Source organism: Xanthomonas sp. LMG 12461 (assembly GCF_009192935.1).
Classification (GTDB): Bacteria; Pseudomonadota; Gammaproteobacteria; order Xanthomonadales; family Xanthomonadaceae; genus Xanthomonas_A; species Xanthomonas_A sontii.
The window spans coordinates 19,744-37,372 of record NZ_NQYT01000034.1; the positions used below are offsets into that span (position 1 = coordinate 19,744).

The 17,629-nt window shown below is 62.6% G+C and carries 15 protein-coding genes and 2 tRNA genes; 15 read left to right on the forward strand and 2 right to left on the reverse strand.

Translation table 11 applies throughout. The features are described from left to right. Positions 1-12: 12 nt before the first annotated feature. A tRNA-Asn gene (locus CEK68_RS09275) sits at positions 13-89 on the forward strand. Positions 90-133: 44 nt separating this feature from the next. On the opposite strand, the gene CEK68_RS09280 is transcribed toward CEK68_RS09275, so the two are convergent. Next, positions 134-670, reverse strand: coding sequence for a Tfp pilus assembly protein FimT/FimU (locus CEK68_RS09280; protein ID WP_152239211.1), 537 nt, complete (start codon positions 668-670; stop codon positions 134-136). Between the two features lie 147 nt (positions 671-817). Between CEK68_RS09280 and uvrB the strand changes: the two genes are divergently transcribed. The 4 genes from uvrB (at position 818) to CEK68_RS09300 (ending at position 5,359) form a co-directional block, all read left to right on the forward strand. Next, positions 818-2,848 (forward strand): excinuclease ABC subunit UvrB, encoded by a 2,031-nt coding sequence (gene uvrB / locus CEK68_RS09285; protein ID WP_152239212.1) that lies wholly within the window; start codon positions 818-820, stop codon positions 2,846-2,848. A gap of 98 nt (positions 2,849-2,946) precedes the next feature. Further along, positions 2,947-3,021 (forward strand) — tRNA-Val (locus CEK68_RS09290). Between the two features lie 152 nt (positions 3,022-3,173). After that, on the forward strand, positions 3,174-3,431 hold the full coding sequence (locus CEK68_RS09295; RefSeq protein ID WP_017907229.1) for a hypothetical protein: 258 nt from the start codon (positions 3,174-3,176) through the stop codon (positions 3,429-3,431). Positions 3,432-3,685: 254 nt separating this feature from the next. Beyond that, positions 3,686-5,359, forward strand: coding sequence for a type IV secretory system conjugative DNA transfer family protein (locus CEK68_RS09300; RefSeq protein ID WP_150409464.1), 1,674 nt, complete (start codon positions 3,686-3,688; stop codon positions 5,357-5,359). A gap of 185 nt (positions 5,360-5,544) precedes the next feature. On the opposite strand, the gene CEK68_RS20970 is transcribed toward CEK68_RS09300, so the two are convergent. After that, positions 5,545-5,682: a hypothetical protein gene (locus CEK68_RS20970; RefSeq protein WP_157835126.1), complete on the reverse strand. Its 138-nt coding sequence runs from the start codon at positions 5,680-5,682 to the stop codon at positions 5,545-5,547. A 77-nt stretch (positions 5,683-5,759) separates the two neighbouring features. Between CEK68_RS20970 and CEK68_RS09305 the strand changes: the two genes are divergently transcribed. From CEK68_RS09305 to CEK68_RS09350, 10 genes are all read left to right on the forward strand, one after another. After that, a complete protein-coding gene (locus CEK68_RS09305) occupies positions 5,760-6,182 on the forward strand; it encodes a hypothetical protein (protein ID WP_017916128.1) in 423 nt (140 codons plus the stop codon). 61 nt (positions 6,183-6,243) lie between these two features. After that, positions 6,244-7,254 carry a type IV secretion system protein gene (locus CEK68_RS09310; RefSeq protein WP_017916127.1) on the forward strand — a complete coding sequence of 337 codons (1,011 nt, stop codon included), beginning with the start codon at positions 6,244-6,246 and terminating at the stop codon, positions 7,252-7,254. Next, a complete protein-coding gene (locus CEK68_RS09315; protein ID WP_043084564.1) occupies positions 7,251-8,012 on the forward strand; it encodes a TrbG/VirB9 family P-type conjugative transfer protein in 762 nt (253 codons plus the stop codon). Before CEK68_RS09310 ends, CEK68_RS09315 begins: the two co-directional genes overlap by 4 nt. Further along, positions 8,009-9,187: a TrbI/VirB10 family protein gene (locus CEK68_RS09320; RefSeq protein WP_017916125.1), complete on the forward strand. Its 1,179-nt coding sequence runs from the start codon at positions 8,009-8,011 to the stop codon at positions 9,185-9,187. Before CEK68_RS09315 ends, CEK68_RS09320 begins: the two co-directional genes overlap by 4 nt. Positions 9,188-9,206: 19 nt before the next feature. Further along, positions 9,207-10,250, forward strand: coding sequence for a P-type DNA transfer ATPase VirB11 (gene virB11 / locus CEK68_RS09325; protein ID WP_152181942.1), 1,044 nt, complete (start codon positions 9,207-9,209; stop codon positions 10,248-10,250). 146 nt (positions 10,251-10,396) lie between these two features. Then, entirely contained in the window at positions 10,397-11,269 is an 873-nt protein-coding gene (locus CEK68_RS09330; RefSeq protein ID WP_193314146.1) for a lytic transglycosylase domain-containing protein, read from the forward strand. Positions 11,270-11,338: 69 nt separating this feature from the next. After that, positions 11,339-11,743, forward strand: a complete 405-nt coding sequence (locus CEK68_RS09335) for a TrbC/VirB2 family protein (RefSeq protein WP_193314147.1) — start codon at positions 11,339-11,341, stop codon at positions 11,741-11,743. Beyond that, entirely contained in the window at positions 11,736-12,047 is a 312-nt protein-coding gene (locus tag CEK68_RS09340; protein WP_081613540.1) for a VirB3 family type IV secretion system protein, read from the forward strand. Before CEK68_RS09335 ends, CEK68_RS09340 begins: the two co-directional genes overlap by 8 nt. 169 nt (positions 12,048-12,216) lie before the next feature. After that, positions 12,217-14,688: a VirB4 family type IV secretion/conjugal transfer ATPase gene (locus tag CEK68_RS09345; protein WP_152181941.1), complete on the forward strand. Its 2,472-nt coding sequence runs from the start codon at positions 12,217-12,219 to the stop codon at positions 14,686-14,688. 398 nt (positions 14,689-15,086) lie between these two features. After that, the gene (locus CEK68_RS09350; RefSeq protein WP_152239213.1) at positions 15,087-16,697 is read left to right on the forward strand and encodes an alpha-amylase family glycosyl hydrolase; all 1,611 of its coding nucleotides are present in this window, start codon (positions 15,087-15,089) and stop codon (positions 16,695-16,697) included. Positions 16,698-17,629: the final 932 nt, after the last annotated feature.

Genomic DNA, 17,629 nt, shown 5'->3' on the forward strand with positions numbered 1-17,629 from the left:
AATGCGCACCCCGCCCGAATAGCTCAGCCGGTTAGAGCACTTGACTGTTAATCAGGGGGTCGTTGGTTCGAGTCCAACTTCGGGCGCCAAATCCGCAAAGGCCGCGAGCGATCGCGGCCTTTGCTTTTGCGCGTCATTCCGGTGTCCGGCAGGGTATCGGTTCGGTCGCTTTTCGCGTGCGGATGCGTCCGGTGTTGTTCACCACCACCGCTGCGCGTAACCGGCCCCGCTCGCAGATGTTGACGGTCAGGTTGCTGCCGGCGCTGCGTCCATCGGGCAGGAAGCGGACCGAGGGGCGGCCTTGGTTCGAGCGCAGAACCAGGTCGCTGGCGCCCGCTGCGCTGCCTTCGCTGAGGATGCTGTCCGGCGCGATAGGCTGGCCTTGCCGTTCCGGGTCGCGGAACACCAGCCAGCCGTGGCTCCAGTCGCTGTCGCTGCGGCAGCCGCCTTCCCCGTTGGACGGGCAGGCGCTGACCGGGACGCCGAAGCTGATCGCGCTGCTGCGTGCCAGGGCGAAGTGCGCGCTCAGTTGGTGCGTGGCCGCTGTCAAACGCTGGTTCGCCAGCAGTTCCCGGAACGCCGGCAGGCCGATGCCGGCGAGCAGGCAGATCACCGCCATCACGATCATGGCCTCGAGCAATGTGTAGCCTTTGGTTGCAGCGTTCCGCATGTCCGTCGTCTCCCGGTGCGAGGTCGCTAGTCTCGCGGCCGGGCGGCAGGGCTTGAATGAGGGGGTTGTGCGTTCCCATGTAGGAAATCTCCCCGGCGCGGGGTCGGCCGACACTGTCGGCCTCGCTCTTCACCTTGAGGCTTGTGCATGTCCGACCGTTTCCAACTCGTATCGCCGTATTCGCCGGCCGGCGACCAGCCGCAGGCGATCGAGAAGCTGGTGGCCGGCTTCGAGGCCGGCCTGGCCAAGCAGACCCTGCTCGGCGTGACCGGGTCGGGCAAGACCTACACCATCGCCAACGTGGTCCAGGCGATCCAGAAGCCGACCCTGGTGATGGCGCCGAACAAGACGCTGGCGGCGCAGTTGTACGGCGAATTCAAGGCGTTCTTCCCCGACAACGCGGTCGAGTACTTCGTCAGCTACTACGACTACTACCAGCCCGAGGCCTACGTGCCGTCCTCGGATACCTTCATCGAGAAGGACAGTTCGATCAACGAGCACATCGAGCAGATGCGCCTGGCCGCGACCAAGACCCTGCTGTCGCGGCGCGATGCGCTGGTGGTGGCGACGGTCTCGGCGATCTACGGCCTGGGCGCGCCGGAGGACTACCTGTCGCTGCGGCTGATCCTGTCGATCGGCGAGCACGTGGAGCAGCGCCAGTTGATCCGCCACCTGACCGACCTGCAGTACACCCGCAACGAGTACGAATTGCACCGCGGCAGTTTCCGCGTACGCGGCGAGGTCATCGATGTGTTCCCGGCCGAATCCGACAGCGAGGCCTTGCGCATCGAACTGTTCGACGGCGACGTGGAGCAGCTGACCCTGTTCGATCCGCTGACAGGCGAGACGCTGCGCAAGCTGCAGCGCTACACGATCTACCCCAAGACCCACTACGCCACCACCCGCGAGCGCACGCTCAGCGCGGTGGACACGATCAAGCTGGAGCTGAAGGATCGGCTCGAACAGCTGTATGCGCAGAACAAGCTGGTCGAGGCGCAGCGGCTGGCGCAGCGTACCCAGTTCGACCTGGAAATGATGGCCGAGGTCGGCTTCTGCAACGGCATCGAGAACTACTCGCGGCATCTGACCGGCAAGGCGCCGGGCGAACCGCCGCCGACCCTGTTCGACTACCTGCCGCCGGACGCCTTGCTGGTGGTGGACGAGTCGCACGTCACCGTGCCGCAGATCGGCGCGATGTACAAAGGCGACCGCTCGCGCAAGGAAACCCTGGTGGAATTCGGCTTCCGCCTGCCGTCGGCGCTGGACAACCGGCCGCTGCGCTTCGAGGAATGGGAGGCGCGCTCGCCGCGCAGCATCTACGTCTCGGCCACGCCGGGGCCCTACGAGTTGCGCGAATCGGCTGGCGAGATCACCGAACTGGTGGTGCGCCCGACCGGGTTGATCGATCCGGAAGTGGAGATCCGGCCGGTGGCGACCCAGGTCGACGATCTGCTGTCGGAGATCAACCTGCGCGTGGCCGATGGCGACCGCGTCCTGGTCACCACGCTGACCAAGCGCATGGCCGAGAACCTCACCGAGTACCTCGGCGAGCACGGGGTGAAGGTGCGCTACCTGCACTCGGACATCGACACGGTGGAGCGCGTGGAGATCATCCGCGACCTGCGCCTGGGCAAGTTCGACGTGCTGGTGGGCATCAACCTGCTGCGCGAGGGCCTGGACATGCCGGAGGTCTCTTTGGTCGCGATCCTCGATGCCGACAAGGAAGGCTTCCTGCGCTCCACCGGCTCGCTGATCCAGACCATCGGTCGTGCCGCGCGCAACCTGCGCGGCAAGGCGATCCTCTACGCGGACAAGATGACGCGTTCGATGCAGGCCGCGATCGACGAAACCGGGCGCCGCCGCGAGAAGCAGGTGGAGTACAACCTGGAACACGGGATCGTCCCGAAGTCGGTGGCGCGCCCGATCGTGGACATCCTGGAGGGCGCGCGCGAGGATGCGACCGAGGCCAAGTCGGGCAAGGGCAAAGGCAAGGGCAAGGCGCGCCGAGTCGCGGAAGAGCCGGCCGACTACCGGACGCTGGCGCCAGCGGAGATCGCCGCACGGCTCAAGGCGCTGGAGCAGGAGATGTACCAGCACGCGCGCGACCTGGAGTTCGAGGATGCGGCGCGGGTGCGCGACCAGATCAAGAAGCTGCGCGATGCCAGTTTGGTCGGTTAGGCGGGCCGCAGCGGTGCCTGATCGGAAGGTGGGTATTGTTCTTGTCCGCCAGGTGGGCTAAGATTCGCGCCCCTGCAGCGGTGCGCCGCGGCAGAGAAGGGCGGTTAGCTCAGCGGTAGAGCACTACCTTGACATGGTAGGGGTCACAGGTTCGAACCCTGTACCGCCCACCACGACGCGAAAAAGCGAACGTGGAAACGACAAAGCCGGCAGACGCCGGCTTTTTTGTGTCTGCGCTCACGCCACCGGGTGCGCTCGGATGCTGGCCGCGCGGCCGGGCTTGCTTTAGCATCCGAGCGGACGATCAGGCGAGGAGGCCAGGCGCATGGTGGAATACCATCATACGGTGCAAGTCAAAGGACGCTACCAGCTCGTGGCGTTGACCCGGGAGCCGGACTACAGCCCGGCCAACGTGGTGGGCTATACGGTCACCACCGACGGCGGTGCGCGGGTGGATCCGCACGACATGTCCTGGGACGAGGCGCGTGTCTTCCTGGACACCCTGGTCGAGCGCGATCGGGACGCGGTCAGCGCGGAAAAGAAGCCTTCGCGGAACAAGCCGAGCACGCGGCAGCGTCGCTAGCGCGCCTGCACGTCTGGGCGGGCGCAAACCCGCCGGTAGCGATCGCTCCGCAGGACATGCCGGAGTTCCGCGCCTTGCGCAGGCGCCATCTGGGGCCTGGCGCTTGTGATGGGCCGACCTCCCTGGCCAAGCGCCGTTTCCGGTCGATGCCGTGCTTGCAGGTCCTCCCGACGCGCACACCACCGACGCAACTCCTCTCAAAGCGCGGAACTCGCTCTAGAATGTCGGCCAGGATGGATCAGGGAGGATAGGGCTTGTCGAATCGTAAACTCGTTGCGGCGGCGCTCGTCGTCGTGCTCACGGCCGTCTGCGGCTATTTCCTGTCCGGCTACCTGGTCCTGCTGCTGCTGAAGCTGGACACGCGGATGTTCGGGCTTGGCACCTACTATCAGTACGTTCACGCCATCGGCTTGCCGGAGGTGGCTCCGTACGTCGGCAAGATCAAATGGGCCGGCTACCTCGGCTTCGGCTTGCCCGGCCTGGTGGCCCTGCTGATCCTGGTGCTGATGTTCAAGCCGCCCAAGCGCAGTCTGCATGGCGACGCGCGCTTCGCCGGCGCGGCCGATCTGTCCAAGCATGGGCTGTTCAAGACCAGCGGCGACGGCATCGTGGTCGGCAAGTTCCGCGGCAAGCTGGTGCGCCTCAGTGGCCAGCAGTTCGTGATCCTGGCGGCCCCGACCCGGTCGGGCAAGGGCGTCGGCGTGGTCATTCCGAACCTGCTGGAGTACCAGGAATCGGTGGTCGTCCTGGACATCAAGCAGGAGAACTTCGATCTGACCAGCGGCTGGCGCGCCAGCCAGGGCCAGGAGGTGTTCCTGTTCAATCCGTTCGCCGAGGACCGTCGCACCCATCGCTGGAATCCGCTCAGCTATGTCTCCGACGATCCGGCGTTCCGCGTCTCGGACCTGATGAGCATCGCCGCCATGTTGTATCCGGATGGCTCCGACGACCAGAAGTTCTGGGTCAGCCAGGCGCGCAATGCGTTTATGGCGTTCTCGCTCTACCTGTTCGAGAACTGGGACGACGAGCGCAACATCGGCTTCCCCGGCGGTCTCGGCACGCCGACGCTGGGCGCGATCTACCGTCTGTCGTCCGGCGATGGCACCGACCTGAAGAAGTACCTGAAGTCGCTGTCGGAGCGGCGCTTCCTCAGCGGCAACGCCAAGTCGGCGTTCTCCAACCTGCTGTCGCAGGCGGACGAGACCTTCGCCTCGATCATGGGCACGCTGAAGGAGCCGCTCAACGCCTGGATCAATCCGGTGCTGGATGCGGCCACCAGCGACAACGACTTCCTGCTGACCGACCTGCGCAAGAAGAAGATGACCATCTACATCGGCATCCAGCCCAACAAGCTGGCCGAGAGCCGCCTGATCATCAACCTGTTCTTCAGCCAGATCATCAACCTCAACACCAAGGAGTTGCCCAAGAGCAATCCGGCGCTGAAGTATCAGTGCCTGCTGCTGATGGACGAGTTCACCGCGATCGGCAAGGTCGACATCATCGCCTCGGCAGTGTCATATATGGCTGGCTACAATGTTCGCCTTCTGCCGATCATCCAGAGCATGGCGCAGCTCGATGCCACCTATGGCAAGGACATCTCGCGGACCATCATCACGAATCATGCACTGCAGATTCTCTACGCTCCGCGCGAGCAGCAGGATGCCAACGACTACTCCGAGATGCTTGGCTACACCACCTTCCGCAAGAAGAACGTCACCCGCGGCAAGGATGTGACCCGAAGCGTGTCGGAGGAGAAGCGGGCGCTGATGCTGCCGCAAGAGTTGAAGGCGATGGGCAACGATCAAGAGGTGTTCTTGTACGAGGGCATTCCGCATCCGGTGAAGTGCGACAAGATCAAGTACTACAAGGATCGCTACTTCACCGCGCGGCTGCGTCCCAAAGTCGATATTCCGACACTCTCGATATGAAAGTGTGACGAAAAACACCTATTTTTTGGGCGCATTTATCATTTGAACGTTTTTTTGCCAAATGCTTGACGTGAGCATGCCCCTGCGGCACATTCTCGCGAGTATGGCGGTGCGTTGGTAACAGAAACAGGAACAGGGGCGTGGGCCGAACGGCGCACGTAAGGGGTGACATGGAAGGTTTGCTGTCAAATTCCGTTTTCTTCGGCGCTGATCGCGCGGCCTCGGATCCGTCCGGTTGTCTGCCGCAGATCCGTGCCCGCGCCGTTTCCGGCGCCTTCCTTGCCGCGACGCGCGTGTCGTGCCGTCGCGTCGAACTTCGCCATCCAGCAGTGGGCCGCCTGCGCGCCGCCCGCTCTCTATACGTTTCCGCAATTCAGAGGCTCGCGTGAAAAGAACGCATATGTTTCGGCTGATCGCTACGTTGAGTGCCGTCGCGCTGTTGAGCGCCTGTGCAACCAGGCCGGCACCCGACTTCCGCGGCAAGTGGAAGCCGGTCAACCGTTTCTCCGAGTCGACCATGGAGATCCCGCTGTACTCGTCGTACGTGTATCAGGCGATCCCGATGGACGGCACGCTCAAGACGATGCTCGAGCGCTGGGCCAAGGATTCGAACATGCAACTGTCCTACGGCATCCAGTCCGATTACACGCTGTATGCCCCGGTCGCCAAGATCAACACCACCAGCATCCAGCAGGCGGTCGCCGAGCTGAGCGTGGTCTATGCGCAGGAAGGGCTGAGCGTGACCGCGGCGGGCAATCGCATCCTGGTGCAGCCGTCGTCGTCGCTGAGCGGCGCGCCGGCAGCCAGCGGCAGCGCGAAGTGACGTCACCGTCGGCCTGCACGCTGCGCGCCGACAGCCACATTACGAAACCTGGTGAAGCCTGATGTTCGGTAAAAAGCCGGTCGAAAGCGAAAACGTCAACAAAGCGGTAGCGAAGGCGGTCAACTACGAAATCAGCATTGCTGATCTGGCTCGCCGCAGCGAGCGCCGTGCGTGGTGGGTCGCGTTCGGCGCCATCATCATGTGCCTGCTCCTCGGCGGCGGGTACTACTACATGCTGCCGTTGAAGGAGAAGGTGCCGTATCTGGTGATGGCCGATGCGTATACCGGCAATTCTACCGTGTCTGTGCTGCGCAACATTGGCGATGTGCAGAGCGTCACCACCAGCGAGGCGCTGGCCAGGAGCAATGTGGCACGCTTCATTACCGCGCGCGAGTCCTACGACTCGGAGATGATGGGGCTCAACGACTGGAATACGGTGTTCTCGATGGCGCCCCGCGATACCGCGGTGGGGGCTGAGTACTTCAATCTGCATGCGCCCAGCAATCAGTCCGCGCCTTACTACATCTACGGCAAGGTGCGCTCCATTCGGGTCAAGATTCTGAGCATTACGCTGCTCGGTGGCGGCGGCAAGCCATATACCGGCGCCAATGTGCGCTTCCAGCGCAGCATCTACGACAAGAAGACCGGCCAATCCACGTTTCTCGACAATAAATTCGCCATTCTTGGCTTCCGTTACAACAATAATCTGGCCATGGACGAGGATCTGCGAGTGCAGAATCCGCTGGGTTTCCAAGTGACCGACTACCGGGTCGACAACGATTACTCGGCCATGCCGGTTCCGCCGTCGCCCGCCGTGCAGACGCCTGCCACGGGCGCGGTCCAGCAGCCGGCGTCCGCTCAGATGGATGGAACGACGGGGCAAGTGCCGGGGCAGCAGATGCCGGGCCAGCCGGTGGCGCCGGGCGCTGGCGGCACGATGCCGGTTCCGCAGCAGGCGCCGATGGCCAACCCGGCCAGCGCGCCAGTCTATCCGGGAGCGCAGCCCGCTACTGCGCCTCCCGTGCCCAACGTTGCACCTCAGCACAATGGTAATGGAGCGAACGTTCGATGAGTTTCCTGACGAAAACCGGTGCGGCGCATATTGCGTTGCTGGCTCTGGGCCTGTTTGCGCCGATCGCGTCGGCCCAGGTGGTTCAGCAGTACGAGTACGAGCCTGACAAGATCTACCAGGTGCGTACCGGCCTGGGCATCACCACCCAGATCGAACTGAGCCCGAACGAGAAGATCCTCGATTACAGCACCGGTTTCACCAGTGGCTGGGAACTCAGCCGTCGCGAGAACGTCTTCTATCTGAAGCCGAAGAACGTCGACGTCGACACCAACATGATGATCCGCACCGCCACCCATTCCTACATTCTGGAACTGAAGGTGGTGGCCACGGACTGGCAGCGGCTGGAGCAGGCCAAGCAGGCCGGCGTGCAGTACAAAGTGACCTTCACCTATCCGAAGGACACCAGCTTTGCCGCCGCCAGCGACGAGGTGAAGGATGAGTCGCAACTCGACACGCGGCTGACTAAGGACCGCCATTACTACTTCGACTACGACTATTCCACGCGTTCCAAGCAAATGTGGATCGTGCCGAGCAGCGTCTACGACGATGGCAAGTTCACCTACATCAAAATGGATCTGACGCGTTTCCCGACGGGCAATTTCCCGGCCGTGTTCGGGCGCGAGAAGGAAAGCGATGAGGATTTCCTGGTCAACACCACAGTCGAGGGCAATACCCTGATTGTCCACGGGACCTATCCCTTCCTGGTCATCCGCCACGGCAAGAATGTTGTCGGCTTGCGTAGGAACAAGCAAAAGTGAACTCGAATCTACCCCCGTCTGACGAAAACTACGGCAACGACCACGGTCAGCCGCGCTCCCCGCATGCGGACGATGCGCCGCGCGAGAATCCCTATTTCGCTCGCCAGCAGCAGACTGCTGACCCGAATCTGGACGCCAACGAGCCGGTGCTCCGCTCCAGCGATCTGAAGAAGCTCAATCGCAAGGCGCTGGTGTTCCTGGGCGGCATCGCCGCGCTGTTGGTCCTGGCGATCTTCTGGCTGGTGAGTGGCAGCAGCGCGCCTGAGCCGGCACCGAAGCCGCGCCAGGAAGCGGTGGTGGCACCTGCGTTGCCGCAGACCGCGGCGCCGCTACCGGTGCAGCCGGCCGAGCCGGTGCAACTGGCCGAGCAACCGAGCCTTCCGCCGCTGCCGCCGATGCCCACTGAAAAAGACCCCATGGTGCAGTCCTCGTCTCGGCAGGACCGCGGGCCGTCACTCCTGGAGCGGCGCATGGCCGGCATGCAGCAGGAAGCAGGCATGGGCGGGCAGGGTATCGGCATGCCGCAGGGTCAGGAGCTGGGAGGCTTGCAGCAGCAGGACCAGGTGACGTCCGCAAAGCCGATCGCCAATCCGGACGGTTTGCTGGTGCGCGGCACCTATATCCGTTGTGTGCTGGAGACCCGGATCATCACAGATTTCCCGGGCTTCACCTCCTGCATCATCACCGAGCCGGTGTACTCCATCAATGGCAGGCGCCTGCTGCTGCCGAAGGGATCGAAGATCCTCGGTCAGTACGGCGCCGCAGAGCCGACCGGTCCGCGCATGCAGGTGGTCTGGGATCGCATCACCACGCCTACCGGCATCGACGTGACCCTGGTTGGTCCTGGCGTCGACAACCTCGGCAGTGCCGGTCATCCGGGCCAATACAATGCACATTGGGCGAGCCGCATCTCGTCCGCGCTGATGATCAGCTTGCTCAGCGATGCCTTCAAGTGGGCGGCGGCCGAGCATGGCCCGAAGACCACGACGACCGGCCTCAACTCCGGCGTGGTCACCGAGCAGCCGTTCGAGAGCAATACGGCGCAGTCCATCCAGCGTCTGGCCGACCAGGCACTGGATCGCCGGCGTCCGGCCACCGTGACCATCAACCAGGGCACCATCGTGAACGTCTACGTGGCCAAGGACGTCGACTTCACGGCCGTGTTGCCGCGTTGACCGAGATCGAGACAGCGACGTGACGTTCGACGACTCTCCGACCGCGCAGATCTCCACGGATTTCCTGGATTACCAGTACTCGGTGCTGGGCATCCTGGATTATCTGAACTCGCCGGACGTGACGGAAATCTGCATCAACCGTCCCGGCGAGTTGTACCTGGAGACGCTGCGCGGCTGGCAGCGGATGGATATCCCGTCGCTGACCTTCGACCGCGCGCGCCAGTTCTGCACGGCGGTGGTCAACGAGAGCAATACCGGCCAGCGCATCACCGATGCCGATCCGGTGGTATCGTTGACCTTTCCCACTGGACAGCGCGCGCAGTTCGTGATCCCGCCGGCCTGCGACGCCGGCAAGGTGTCGATCACCATCCGTCTGCCTTCCAAGCACACCAAGACCCTGCAGCAATACAAGGAAGACGGCTTCTTCCAGGAGATCCTGGAGGTGCAATCGGGGCTCAGCGAGCAGGATCGCGAGCTGCTCGAACTACGGCGGCAGCGCGATTACGCCGAATTCTTCAAGAAGGCGGTGCTGTTCAAGAAGAACGTCGTCGTCGCCGGCGCGACCGGCAGCGGCAAGACCACCTTCATGAAGTCGCTGGTCAATCACATCCCGCACGAAGAGCGACTGGTGACCATCGAGGACGCGCGCGAGCTCTTCATCAGCCAGCCCAATTCCGTGCATTTGCTCTACTCGAAAGGTGGACAAAGCACGAGCAACGTCACCGCGAAGAGCTGCATGGAAGCATGCCTGCGCATGAAGCCCGACCGCATCATCCTGGCCGAGTTGCGCGGCGACGAGTCGTTCTACTTCATCCGCAACTGCGCCTCCGGTCACCCGGGTTCCATCACCAGCTGCCACGCTGGCAGCATCGGTCAGACCTGGGACCAGCTGGCGTTGATGGTCAAGGCCTCGGCTGAAGGGTCTGGACTGGAGTTCGCTGTCATCAAGCGGCTGCTGATGATGACCATCGACATCGTTGTCCATATCAAATCGCATGCGGGCCGGCGCTATATCACCGGTATCGATTTCGATCCGGAACGCATGCAGTCGGGTGGGGGGTGAATATGTTCATTAAGGTGATAAGGCGAAACAGCGCCGATTGACTTTGAATTTTTCTTCCAACACGATTCATTTGCGACATCTGCGGCGTTCTGGACGATTTGCCACGACGCCGATGCATAGGGAGTAACCACGGCATGTTGCCAGGCATGGAACTACTGAGCTGTCCCGAAATGGCGGTTCCGGCTGAAGTCATGCAGCACGTTGTGCGCGTGGAGTCGTCGCACAATCCGTTCGCGATCGGCGTGGTCGGCGGCCGCCTGGTGCGCCAGCCGCAGAACCTGTCCGAAGCCGTCGCCACCGCGCGGATGCTGGAAGAGAAGGGTTACAACTTCTCCCTGGGCCTGGGGCAGGTCAATCGCTACAACCTGATCAAGTACGGCCTGGATACCTACGAGAAGGCGTTCAAGACCTGTCCGAATCTGCAGGCCGCGTCGAAGATCCTGGCCGAGTGCTATAGCCGCTCCGGCGGCAACTGGGGCAAGTCGTTCAGTTGCTACTATTCCGGCAACTTCGAGACCGGGTACCGCCACGGTTACGTGCAGAAGGTCTACGCGTCGATCAATCAGAGCAGGGCGCTTGCCGCGTCCACCGCTGGTGCGATCCCGGTGATCCCGGCGGGAGGCGTGCGCCGCGTGGTCACAGACTCGGTGAAAGCCGCGGCGGTGCGCGAAGTGGATTCGATCGTGTCGAGGCGGATCGACGCGGCGGCCGGTCAGCTTGCCAGCGGTCTCGCCACGCAAGGTCAACCATCACTCCGTGCCCAAGCTGCCGTTGCGGCGCCAGCGCAGCCAACGGCAGGTGCTGTAGCGGCCGTGTCGGCACAGGCGGCTGCCGCAGATTCCGATCTTTATGTAATACGACCGACAGGCGCCGGCAAAGGAGTGGCGGTTCCTGCAGGTGGCGGAGCGCCCACAGTTCCGCACGTTGCCGCACACGCGCCTCAGGCAGTGGCGGGAACGGCCGTTCCTGGCACAAGTACGCCGCCGCCGACGTCTGGCGACGGGGCCTTCGTATTCTAGCCAGATGCAGTAGCACGGCCATGCAAATGGCTTTTGACCACCCCCTGTTTCCAAATCAAGGAGAAAACCATGATGTTCAAGAAAGCTAAAGTGAATTCGAACGCCAAGGTCATCGGTATGGCGGCGTTGCAGGCGGCGATGTTCACCGCAGCCGTGTTCGCCTCTGGCGTCGCGATGGCGGCGGGCTCCGGTGTCGACTATGCCGGCGCCGACCAGAAGGTCTGTGGCTTCCTCGGCAAGACCAACAACATTCTGAACATGGCTTCGATCGTGGTGGTGACGATCGCCGTCGTCTTTGCCGGTTACCAGATCGCCTTCGCGCACAAGCGGGTCTCCGAAGTGGCTCCGGTTCTGCTGGGTGGCGTGTTGATCGGTGCTGCCGGCCAGTTGGCCAAAATGCTCATCGGCGACACTGGCCAGACGGCCTGCTCCGCGGCCATCACGCTCGTTCAGCACGCCGTGCAGTATGCATAAGAACGTACTTTTCCGGGGCTGCACCCGGCCTGCGATGTTTTTCGGGGTGCCGTACATCCCGTTCTTCATCGGCGCGGGCGGCGGCTTCCTGATGGGTATCTATTTCAATATGTGGCTGCTGGCGCTCATTCCGGTCATCGTCTTCATCATGCAGCAGATGACCAAGCGGGACGAGATGATCTTCCGCATGCTCGGGTTGCGCTGGATGATGCGGATGCGCGTGCGCAACCTGCAGCGCTATTCCGGCATGTGGGTGTTCTCGCCGAATGAGTACAGGAAAGAGGTGCCGGGCGCCAAGCGCTAGCTTGGAACCGGGCGCCGGGTCTCGACCCCATGCACGACGCCTGTGTCGTGCATGGGGTTGTTCGGTTTTTCGTGTCGACTCGCCGGCAGTGCTGGTGTGAGCGGGGTCGGCGGTTCCCGGTGCATCTGCGCCGGGCCTTGGCAAGACGAAACGGATTCTGAGTTCTATTATGTTCATCCCGGATACTTCGATCAGCGAATTCATCTCCATCTCCACGCATGTGGCGCCGTCCGTTCTGAAGACGACGGGAGGAGATTTCATGCTGGTCTGGCACCTGGGCGGGCTTCCATTCGTGGGCCGCGAAGAGTGGGAGATCGAACACCGGCACAACACGTTCAACCGCATGCTGCAGACGCTGCGCGCTCCGGATTTCGCCAATGTGGCGTTCTGGGTGCACGATGTGCGCCGCCGCCGTCGCATCAAGAACGGCAGCAAGTTCAAGCAGGCGTTCAACCAGGCCTTGTCTGATCAGTACTACGGGACATTGTCCTCGCAGAAGATCATGCAGAACGAGCTGTACATGACCATGATGTATCGCCCGGTAGTGACCGGTAAGCGTCTCATGGATAAGTCGTCGAACATTTCCCAGTTGCAGTCAGAACAGGACCAGGCGATCGCCAAGGTCCTTGAACTTGCAGGCAACGTCGAAGCCGTGCTCAAGGATTACTCGCCCTACCGGCTGAGCATGTACGAAGCCAGCAATGGCGTTGTGTTCTCCGAGGCGCTGGAGTTCTTCGGCTATCTGATCAATCGCATCGACGAGCCGGTGCCGGTGCTGCAGGCGCCGGTGCCCGCCTACCTGCCGGTCAGCAAGCACATGTTCGCCAACAAGACCGGCGACTTCGTGATCAAGACCCCGGAGGGCGTCAATCATTTCGGTGCCATTCTGAACATCAAGGAATACACCGACGGCACCTATCCGGGCATCCTCAATGGCCTGAAGTATCTCGACTTCGAGTATGTGGTGACCCACTCCTTCAGCCCGATGGGCCGGCACGACGCGCTGAAGGTGCTCGATCGCACCAAGGGCATGATGGTGTCCTCGGGCGACAAGGCGGTCAGCCAGATCCACGAACTCGACTTGGCGATGGATCAGCTGTCGTCGGGCAACTTCGTCCTGGGCGAGTACCACTTCACCATTGCGGTCTACGCCGATACGCAGGAGAAGCTCTCGCAGCAGGTGGCGACCACCCGCGCGGAACTGTCCAATGCCGGCTTTGTCTCGACCAAGGAGGATCTTGCGGTTGCGTCCTCTTTCTACGCCCAGTTGCCAGGGAACTGGCGCTACCGTACGCGTATCGCCAGTGTCAGCTCGCTGAACTTCCTCGGTCTGTCGCCGCTGCACAATTTCGCCCAGGGCAAGCGCGAGAACAATCCGTGGGGCGAGTGCGTCACCACCTTGCAGACCACCAACGGCCAACCGTACTACTTCAATTTCCACGCCACGCATCCTGCGGAGAACTCGCTCGGCGAGAAGGCGATCGCCAACACCATGGTGATCGGCAAGTCGGGTACCGGTAAGACCGCGTTGATCAACTTCCTGCTCAGCCAGGTGCAGAAGTTCGATCCGATCCCGACCATCTTCTTCTTCGACAAGGATCGCGGCGCCGAGATCTTCGTGCGCGCCTGCGGCGGCAATTACCTGGCGCTGGAGAACGGCAAGCCCACCGGCTTCAACCCGTTCCAGTGCGAGCGCACCGAGGCGAACGTGCAGTTCCTGGCCGACCTGATCAAGGTCCTCGCCGGCAAGATCGAGTACACCTCGCGCGAGGAGGAGGACATCTTCCGCGGCGTGGAGGGCATGCTCGACACGCCCATGCATCTGCGCAGCATGACCAACTTCCGCAAGAGCCTGCCCAACATGGGCGACGACGGCCTGTACGCGCGCATGCGCAAGTGGACCGCCGGCAACTCGCATGGCTGGGTGTTCGACAATCCGGTCGATACGATCGACCTCGAGAAGGCCAGCATCATCGGCTTCGACTACACCGACGTCATCGACAATCCGGAAGTGCGGGTTCCGGTCATCAACTATCTGCTGCATCGGCTGGAAGCCCTGATCGATGGCCGGCCGCTCATCTACGTGATGGACGAGTTCTGGAAGATCCTCGATGGCAAGGGCGGCCTGAAGGAATTCGCCAAGAACAAGCAGAAGACCATCCGTAAGCAGAACGGCCTGGGTATCTTCGCCACCCAGAGCCCGGAGGATGCGCTCGCTAGCGACATTTCCGCGGCGCTGGTCGAACAGACCGCGACGATGATCCTGCTGCCCAATCCCAATGCCAGCAAGGAAGACTACATGGACGGCCTCAAGCTCACCGAGGCCGAGTACCAGGTCGTGGTCAGCCTGGACGAGCGCTCGCGCTGCTTCCTGGTCAAGCAGGGCCATGGATCGTCGGTGTGCCAGCTCAATCTGCGCGGCATGGACGATGCGCTGTCGGTCATCTCGGCGTCGACCGACAATATCGAAATCATGCACCAGGTGCTGGAGCGCAAGGCCAAGGAACACGGCGTCGCGCCGGACGATCTGACGCCAGAACAGTGGTTGAACGAGTTCTACGCACGTCGCAAGGGCTCCGGAAAATCGGGTCCGGCGAGGTCGGTGTCTTCGGATAATCGGGGGGCCGCGGCGGTCAGCTGACCGCTTTGCCCAAATCACGCATGACGGCTTTTCTACAAGAATCGAGGAGAGCAGGAAAAACCAGGACTACGATTCGCTCGGACAGTATCAACGAGTCTGTCCGCTCGCATTGAAGTCCGGTAGTTGGAAGGGAACAAAGCCGGCAAATATGTCGCCAACGGAACACTGAAAAAGACATGCAGGCTTAGGTCTGTCGATTGCCCTCGAAGAAGTTGGTCTGGCTAGGCGATCAGGCATGTCAAAACTATCTGGTCGCTATACCTGGTACTCGAAGCCTTAGGGGTGAGACTCCTGAATACGTATGCAAGTACCGCTGAAATTCCTGCATCAACGCTACTCTAGCGCAGTGTTTCGCGTGCCCGTCGCACGCGCGATTTCTGCCCGAAGGGGGGCGTTGCATGTCTCAGGCTCCATGGTGGCGCGGTGCCGTCATCTATCAGATCTATCCGCGTAGCTTCCTCGACGCCAATGGCGACGGTATCGGCGACTTGCCCGGCATCGTGCGCAAACTGGACTACATCGCGGCGTTGGGCGTGGACGCGATCTGGATCTCGCCGTTCTTCAAGTCGCCGATGGCCGATTTCGGCTACGACATCGCCGACTATCGTGAGGTCGATCCGCTGTTCGGCACCATGGCCGACTTCGATGCGCTGCTGGCCAAGGCGCATGCGCTGGGCCTGAAGGTGATGATCGACCAGGTGCTCAGTCACACCTCGGTGGAGCACGACTGGTTCAAGGAAAGCCGGCAGAGCCGAGACAATCCGAAGGCGGATTGGTACGTGTGGGCCGATGCGCGCGAAGACGGGGCGCCGCCCAACAACTGGCTGTCGATCTTCGGTGGCGTGGCGTGGCAGTGGGAACCGCGCCGCGGGCAGTACTATCTGCACAATTTCCTTGCCTCGCAGCCGGATCTGAACTTCCACAATCCGCAGGTGCAGCAGGCGACGCTGGACAACGTGGAGTTCTGGCTGGCGCGCGGTGTCGACGGCTTTCGCCTGGACGCGATCAATTTCTGCTTCCACGATCCGCAACTGCGCGACAACCCGCCCAAACCGCCGGAAAAGCGCGTCGGCCGCGGCTTCAGTCCGGACAATCCGTACGCCTTCCAGTACCACTACTACAACAACACGCAGGCGGAGAACCTGCCGTTCCTGCAGAAGCTGCGCAGCCTGCTCGACCGCTATCCGGGGACGGTAAGCCTGGGCGAGATCTCGTCGGAGGATTCGCTGGCGACCACGGCCGAATACACCCGCGCCGGGCACCTGCACATGGGCTACAGCTTCGAACTGCTGACCGACGATTTCAGCGCGGCCTACATCCGCGAGACGGTCTCGCGTCTGGAAGCGGCGATGACCGAAGGCTGGCCGTGCTGGGCGATTTCCAATCATGACGTGCAACGCGCGGTGACGCGTTGGGGGCAGGGTGCCGAGACGCCGGCCTTCGCGCGGCTGCTGATCGCGATGCTGTGTTCGCTGCGCGGCTCGGTCTGCGTCTACCAGGGCGAAGAGCTGGGCCTGGGCGAGGCAGAGGTGCCGTTCGAGGCGCTGCAGGATCCCTACGGCATCGCATTCTGGCCGAACTTCAAGGGCCGCGATGGGTGCCGGACGCCGCTGCCATGGGATGCCAGCGAGCAAGCCGGTTTCAGCACCGGGACGCCTTGGTTGCCGATCGCGGCAGCGCATCGCGCACAATCCGTGGCGGCGCAGGAGGCCGACCCGCAGTCGGTGCTGCATGCGATTCGCCAGTTCCTGGCCTGGCGCAAGCGCCATCCGGCCTTGCGTGAGGGCGACATCGTCTTCCACGAGACGGCCGAGCCCGTGCTGATGTTCCAGCGTCGCCACGCCGCGCAGCGCTTGCTGCTGGCGTTCAATCTGTCCGCCGAGGCCGCCGACGTGGCGCTGCCTGAGGGCAGCTGGCAGGCGCTGCAGGTGCCGGGCGTGGTCGCGGGTGCGGTCGAAGAGCACTTGCGTTTGCCCGGCTATGCGATGGTGTGCCTGCAGGGCGCATGAGCGGGACCAAATGATTCCTGCGACGGCAGCGTCGCATCCTGCTGTGTGGCTACGGCACTGCCGAGCTGTTGTTTTGGAAAGACAGTCCGGCGTGCATCGCGTCGGATAAGGCCTCATGCGTACCACGGACGTGGGCGCTTGTTGGACGACAAGGATCGCTCTGGAAGTTCAGTGTCCGTAGTAAGCATGTTGCGGTGACCACGCCACGCCGTCTTCGCGGTTTGGCGTGCCCGGTAATCAGGGCACGCGTCGTCGCCGACAATCACGCCGTCCTGGAACCAAGGCCAGCTCGGAGACTTGCCTTGCTGGCCCACACAACAGACTGGTGCGCCGATGCCGATGCCGATGCCGGCTAGGCGACGCGGCCACGAATCCGCCGTCATCGCTGCGCTGGTGTCCATCGCGGCAATGTCACCTTGTCTGCACGCCAGCCTTTGTGATCTGAAACGCCGCTTTTCCAGCGACGCCACCAGGACACGATCTCGCGGCCTCCTGGCTGAGACCCGTCGTTGGCGATGGCGGTGCTGGCGTCGATCAGCTGCCGCAGTATCGATTCGGCGCGGATGCATGGTCTGTGGCGCGGTCGGGCCGACAGTTCGGAGTTCAGTAATGAATGTCCAGGCATGGCGCTTTCTGGCACGCAGAGGGCTTGGGCCATGCACTCCTGAAGTGCAGATTTTTTTCGGCGACGCGGCCATTCCGCGCGCTCGCGGCGTTTTGTCGGGAACTTCGCGGACGCGGCGAGATCTCAATCAGTCCCCGCACGATCGCTTTCTGTAGATCTTCTTGCAGGCGAAGGGGCCTGGTGTGCGCCCTCCAGGCCGCTCGTCTTGATCCCGATCGGCAAACCAGATCGCCGCCGCTGCACGATCCTGATCTCATCGTTTTCTCGTCGGCCACCGCGGCATTTGACGCAACCGTCCGCGGCAACC

Excerpts from the sequence above, each read along its gene's own strand:
- CEK68_RS20970 (WP_157835126.1), bottom strand. The coding sequence starts at position 5,682 with ATGGCGAAGTTCGACGCGACGGCACGACACGCGCGTCGCGGCAAGGAA.
- CEK68_RS09335 (WP_193314147.1), top strand. The coding sequence starts at position 11,339 with ATGATGTTCAAGAAAGCTAAAGTGAATTCGAACGCCAAGGTCATCGGT.
- CEK68_RS09305 (WP_017916128.1), top strand. The coding sequence starts at position 5,760 with ATGTTTCGGCTGATCGCTACGTTGAGTGCCGTCGCGCTGTTGAGCGCC.
- CEK68_RS09315 (WP_043084564.1), top strand. The coding sequence starts at position 7,251 with ATGAGTTTCCTGACGAAAACCGGTGCGGCGCATATTGCGTTGCTGGCT.
- CEK68_RS09330 (WP_193314146.1), top strand. The coding sequence starts at position 10,397 with ATGGAACTACTGAGCTGTCCCGAAATGGCGGTTCCGGCTGAAGTCATG.
- CEK68_RS09350 (WP_152239213.1), top strand. The coding sequence starts at position 15,087 with ATGTCTCAGGCTCCATGGTGGCGCGGTGCCGTCATCTATCAGATCTAT.
- CEK68_RS09345 (WP_152181941.1), top strand. The coding sequence starts at position 12,217 with ATGTTCATCCCGGATACTTCGATCAGCGAATTCATCTCCATCTCCACG.
- CEK68_RS09310 (WP_017916127.1), top strand. The coding sequence starts at position 6,244 with ATGTTCGGTAAAAAGCCGGTCGAAAGCGAAAACGTCAACAAAGCGGTA.
- CEK68_RS09340 (WP_081613540.1), top strand. The coding sequence starts at position 11,736 with ATGCATAAGAACGTACTTTTCCGGGGCTGCACCCGGCCTGCGATGTTT.
- uvrB (WP_152239212.1), top strand. The coding sequence starts at position 818 with ATGTCCGACCGTTTCCAACTCGTATCGCCGTATTCGCCGGCCGGCGAC.
- CEK68_RS09280 (WP_152239211.1), bottom strand. The coding sequence starts at position 670 with ATGCGGAACGCTGCAACCAAAGGCTACACATTGCTCGAGGCCATGATC.
- CEK68_RS09295 (WP_017907229.1), top strand. The coding sequence starts at position 3,174 with ATGGTGGAATACCATCATACGGTGCAAGTCAAAGGACGCTACCAGCTC.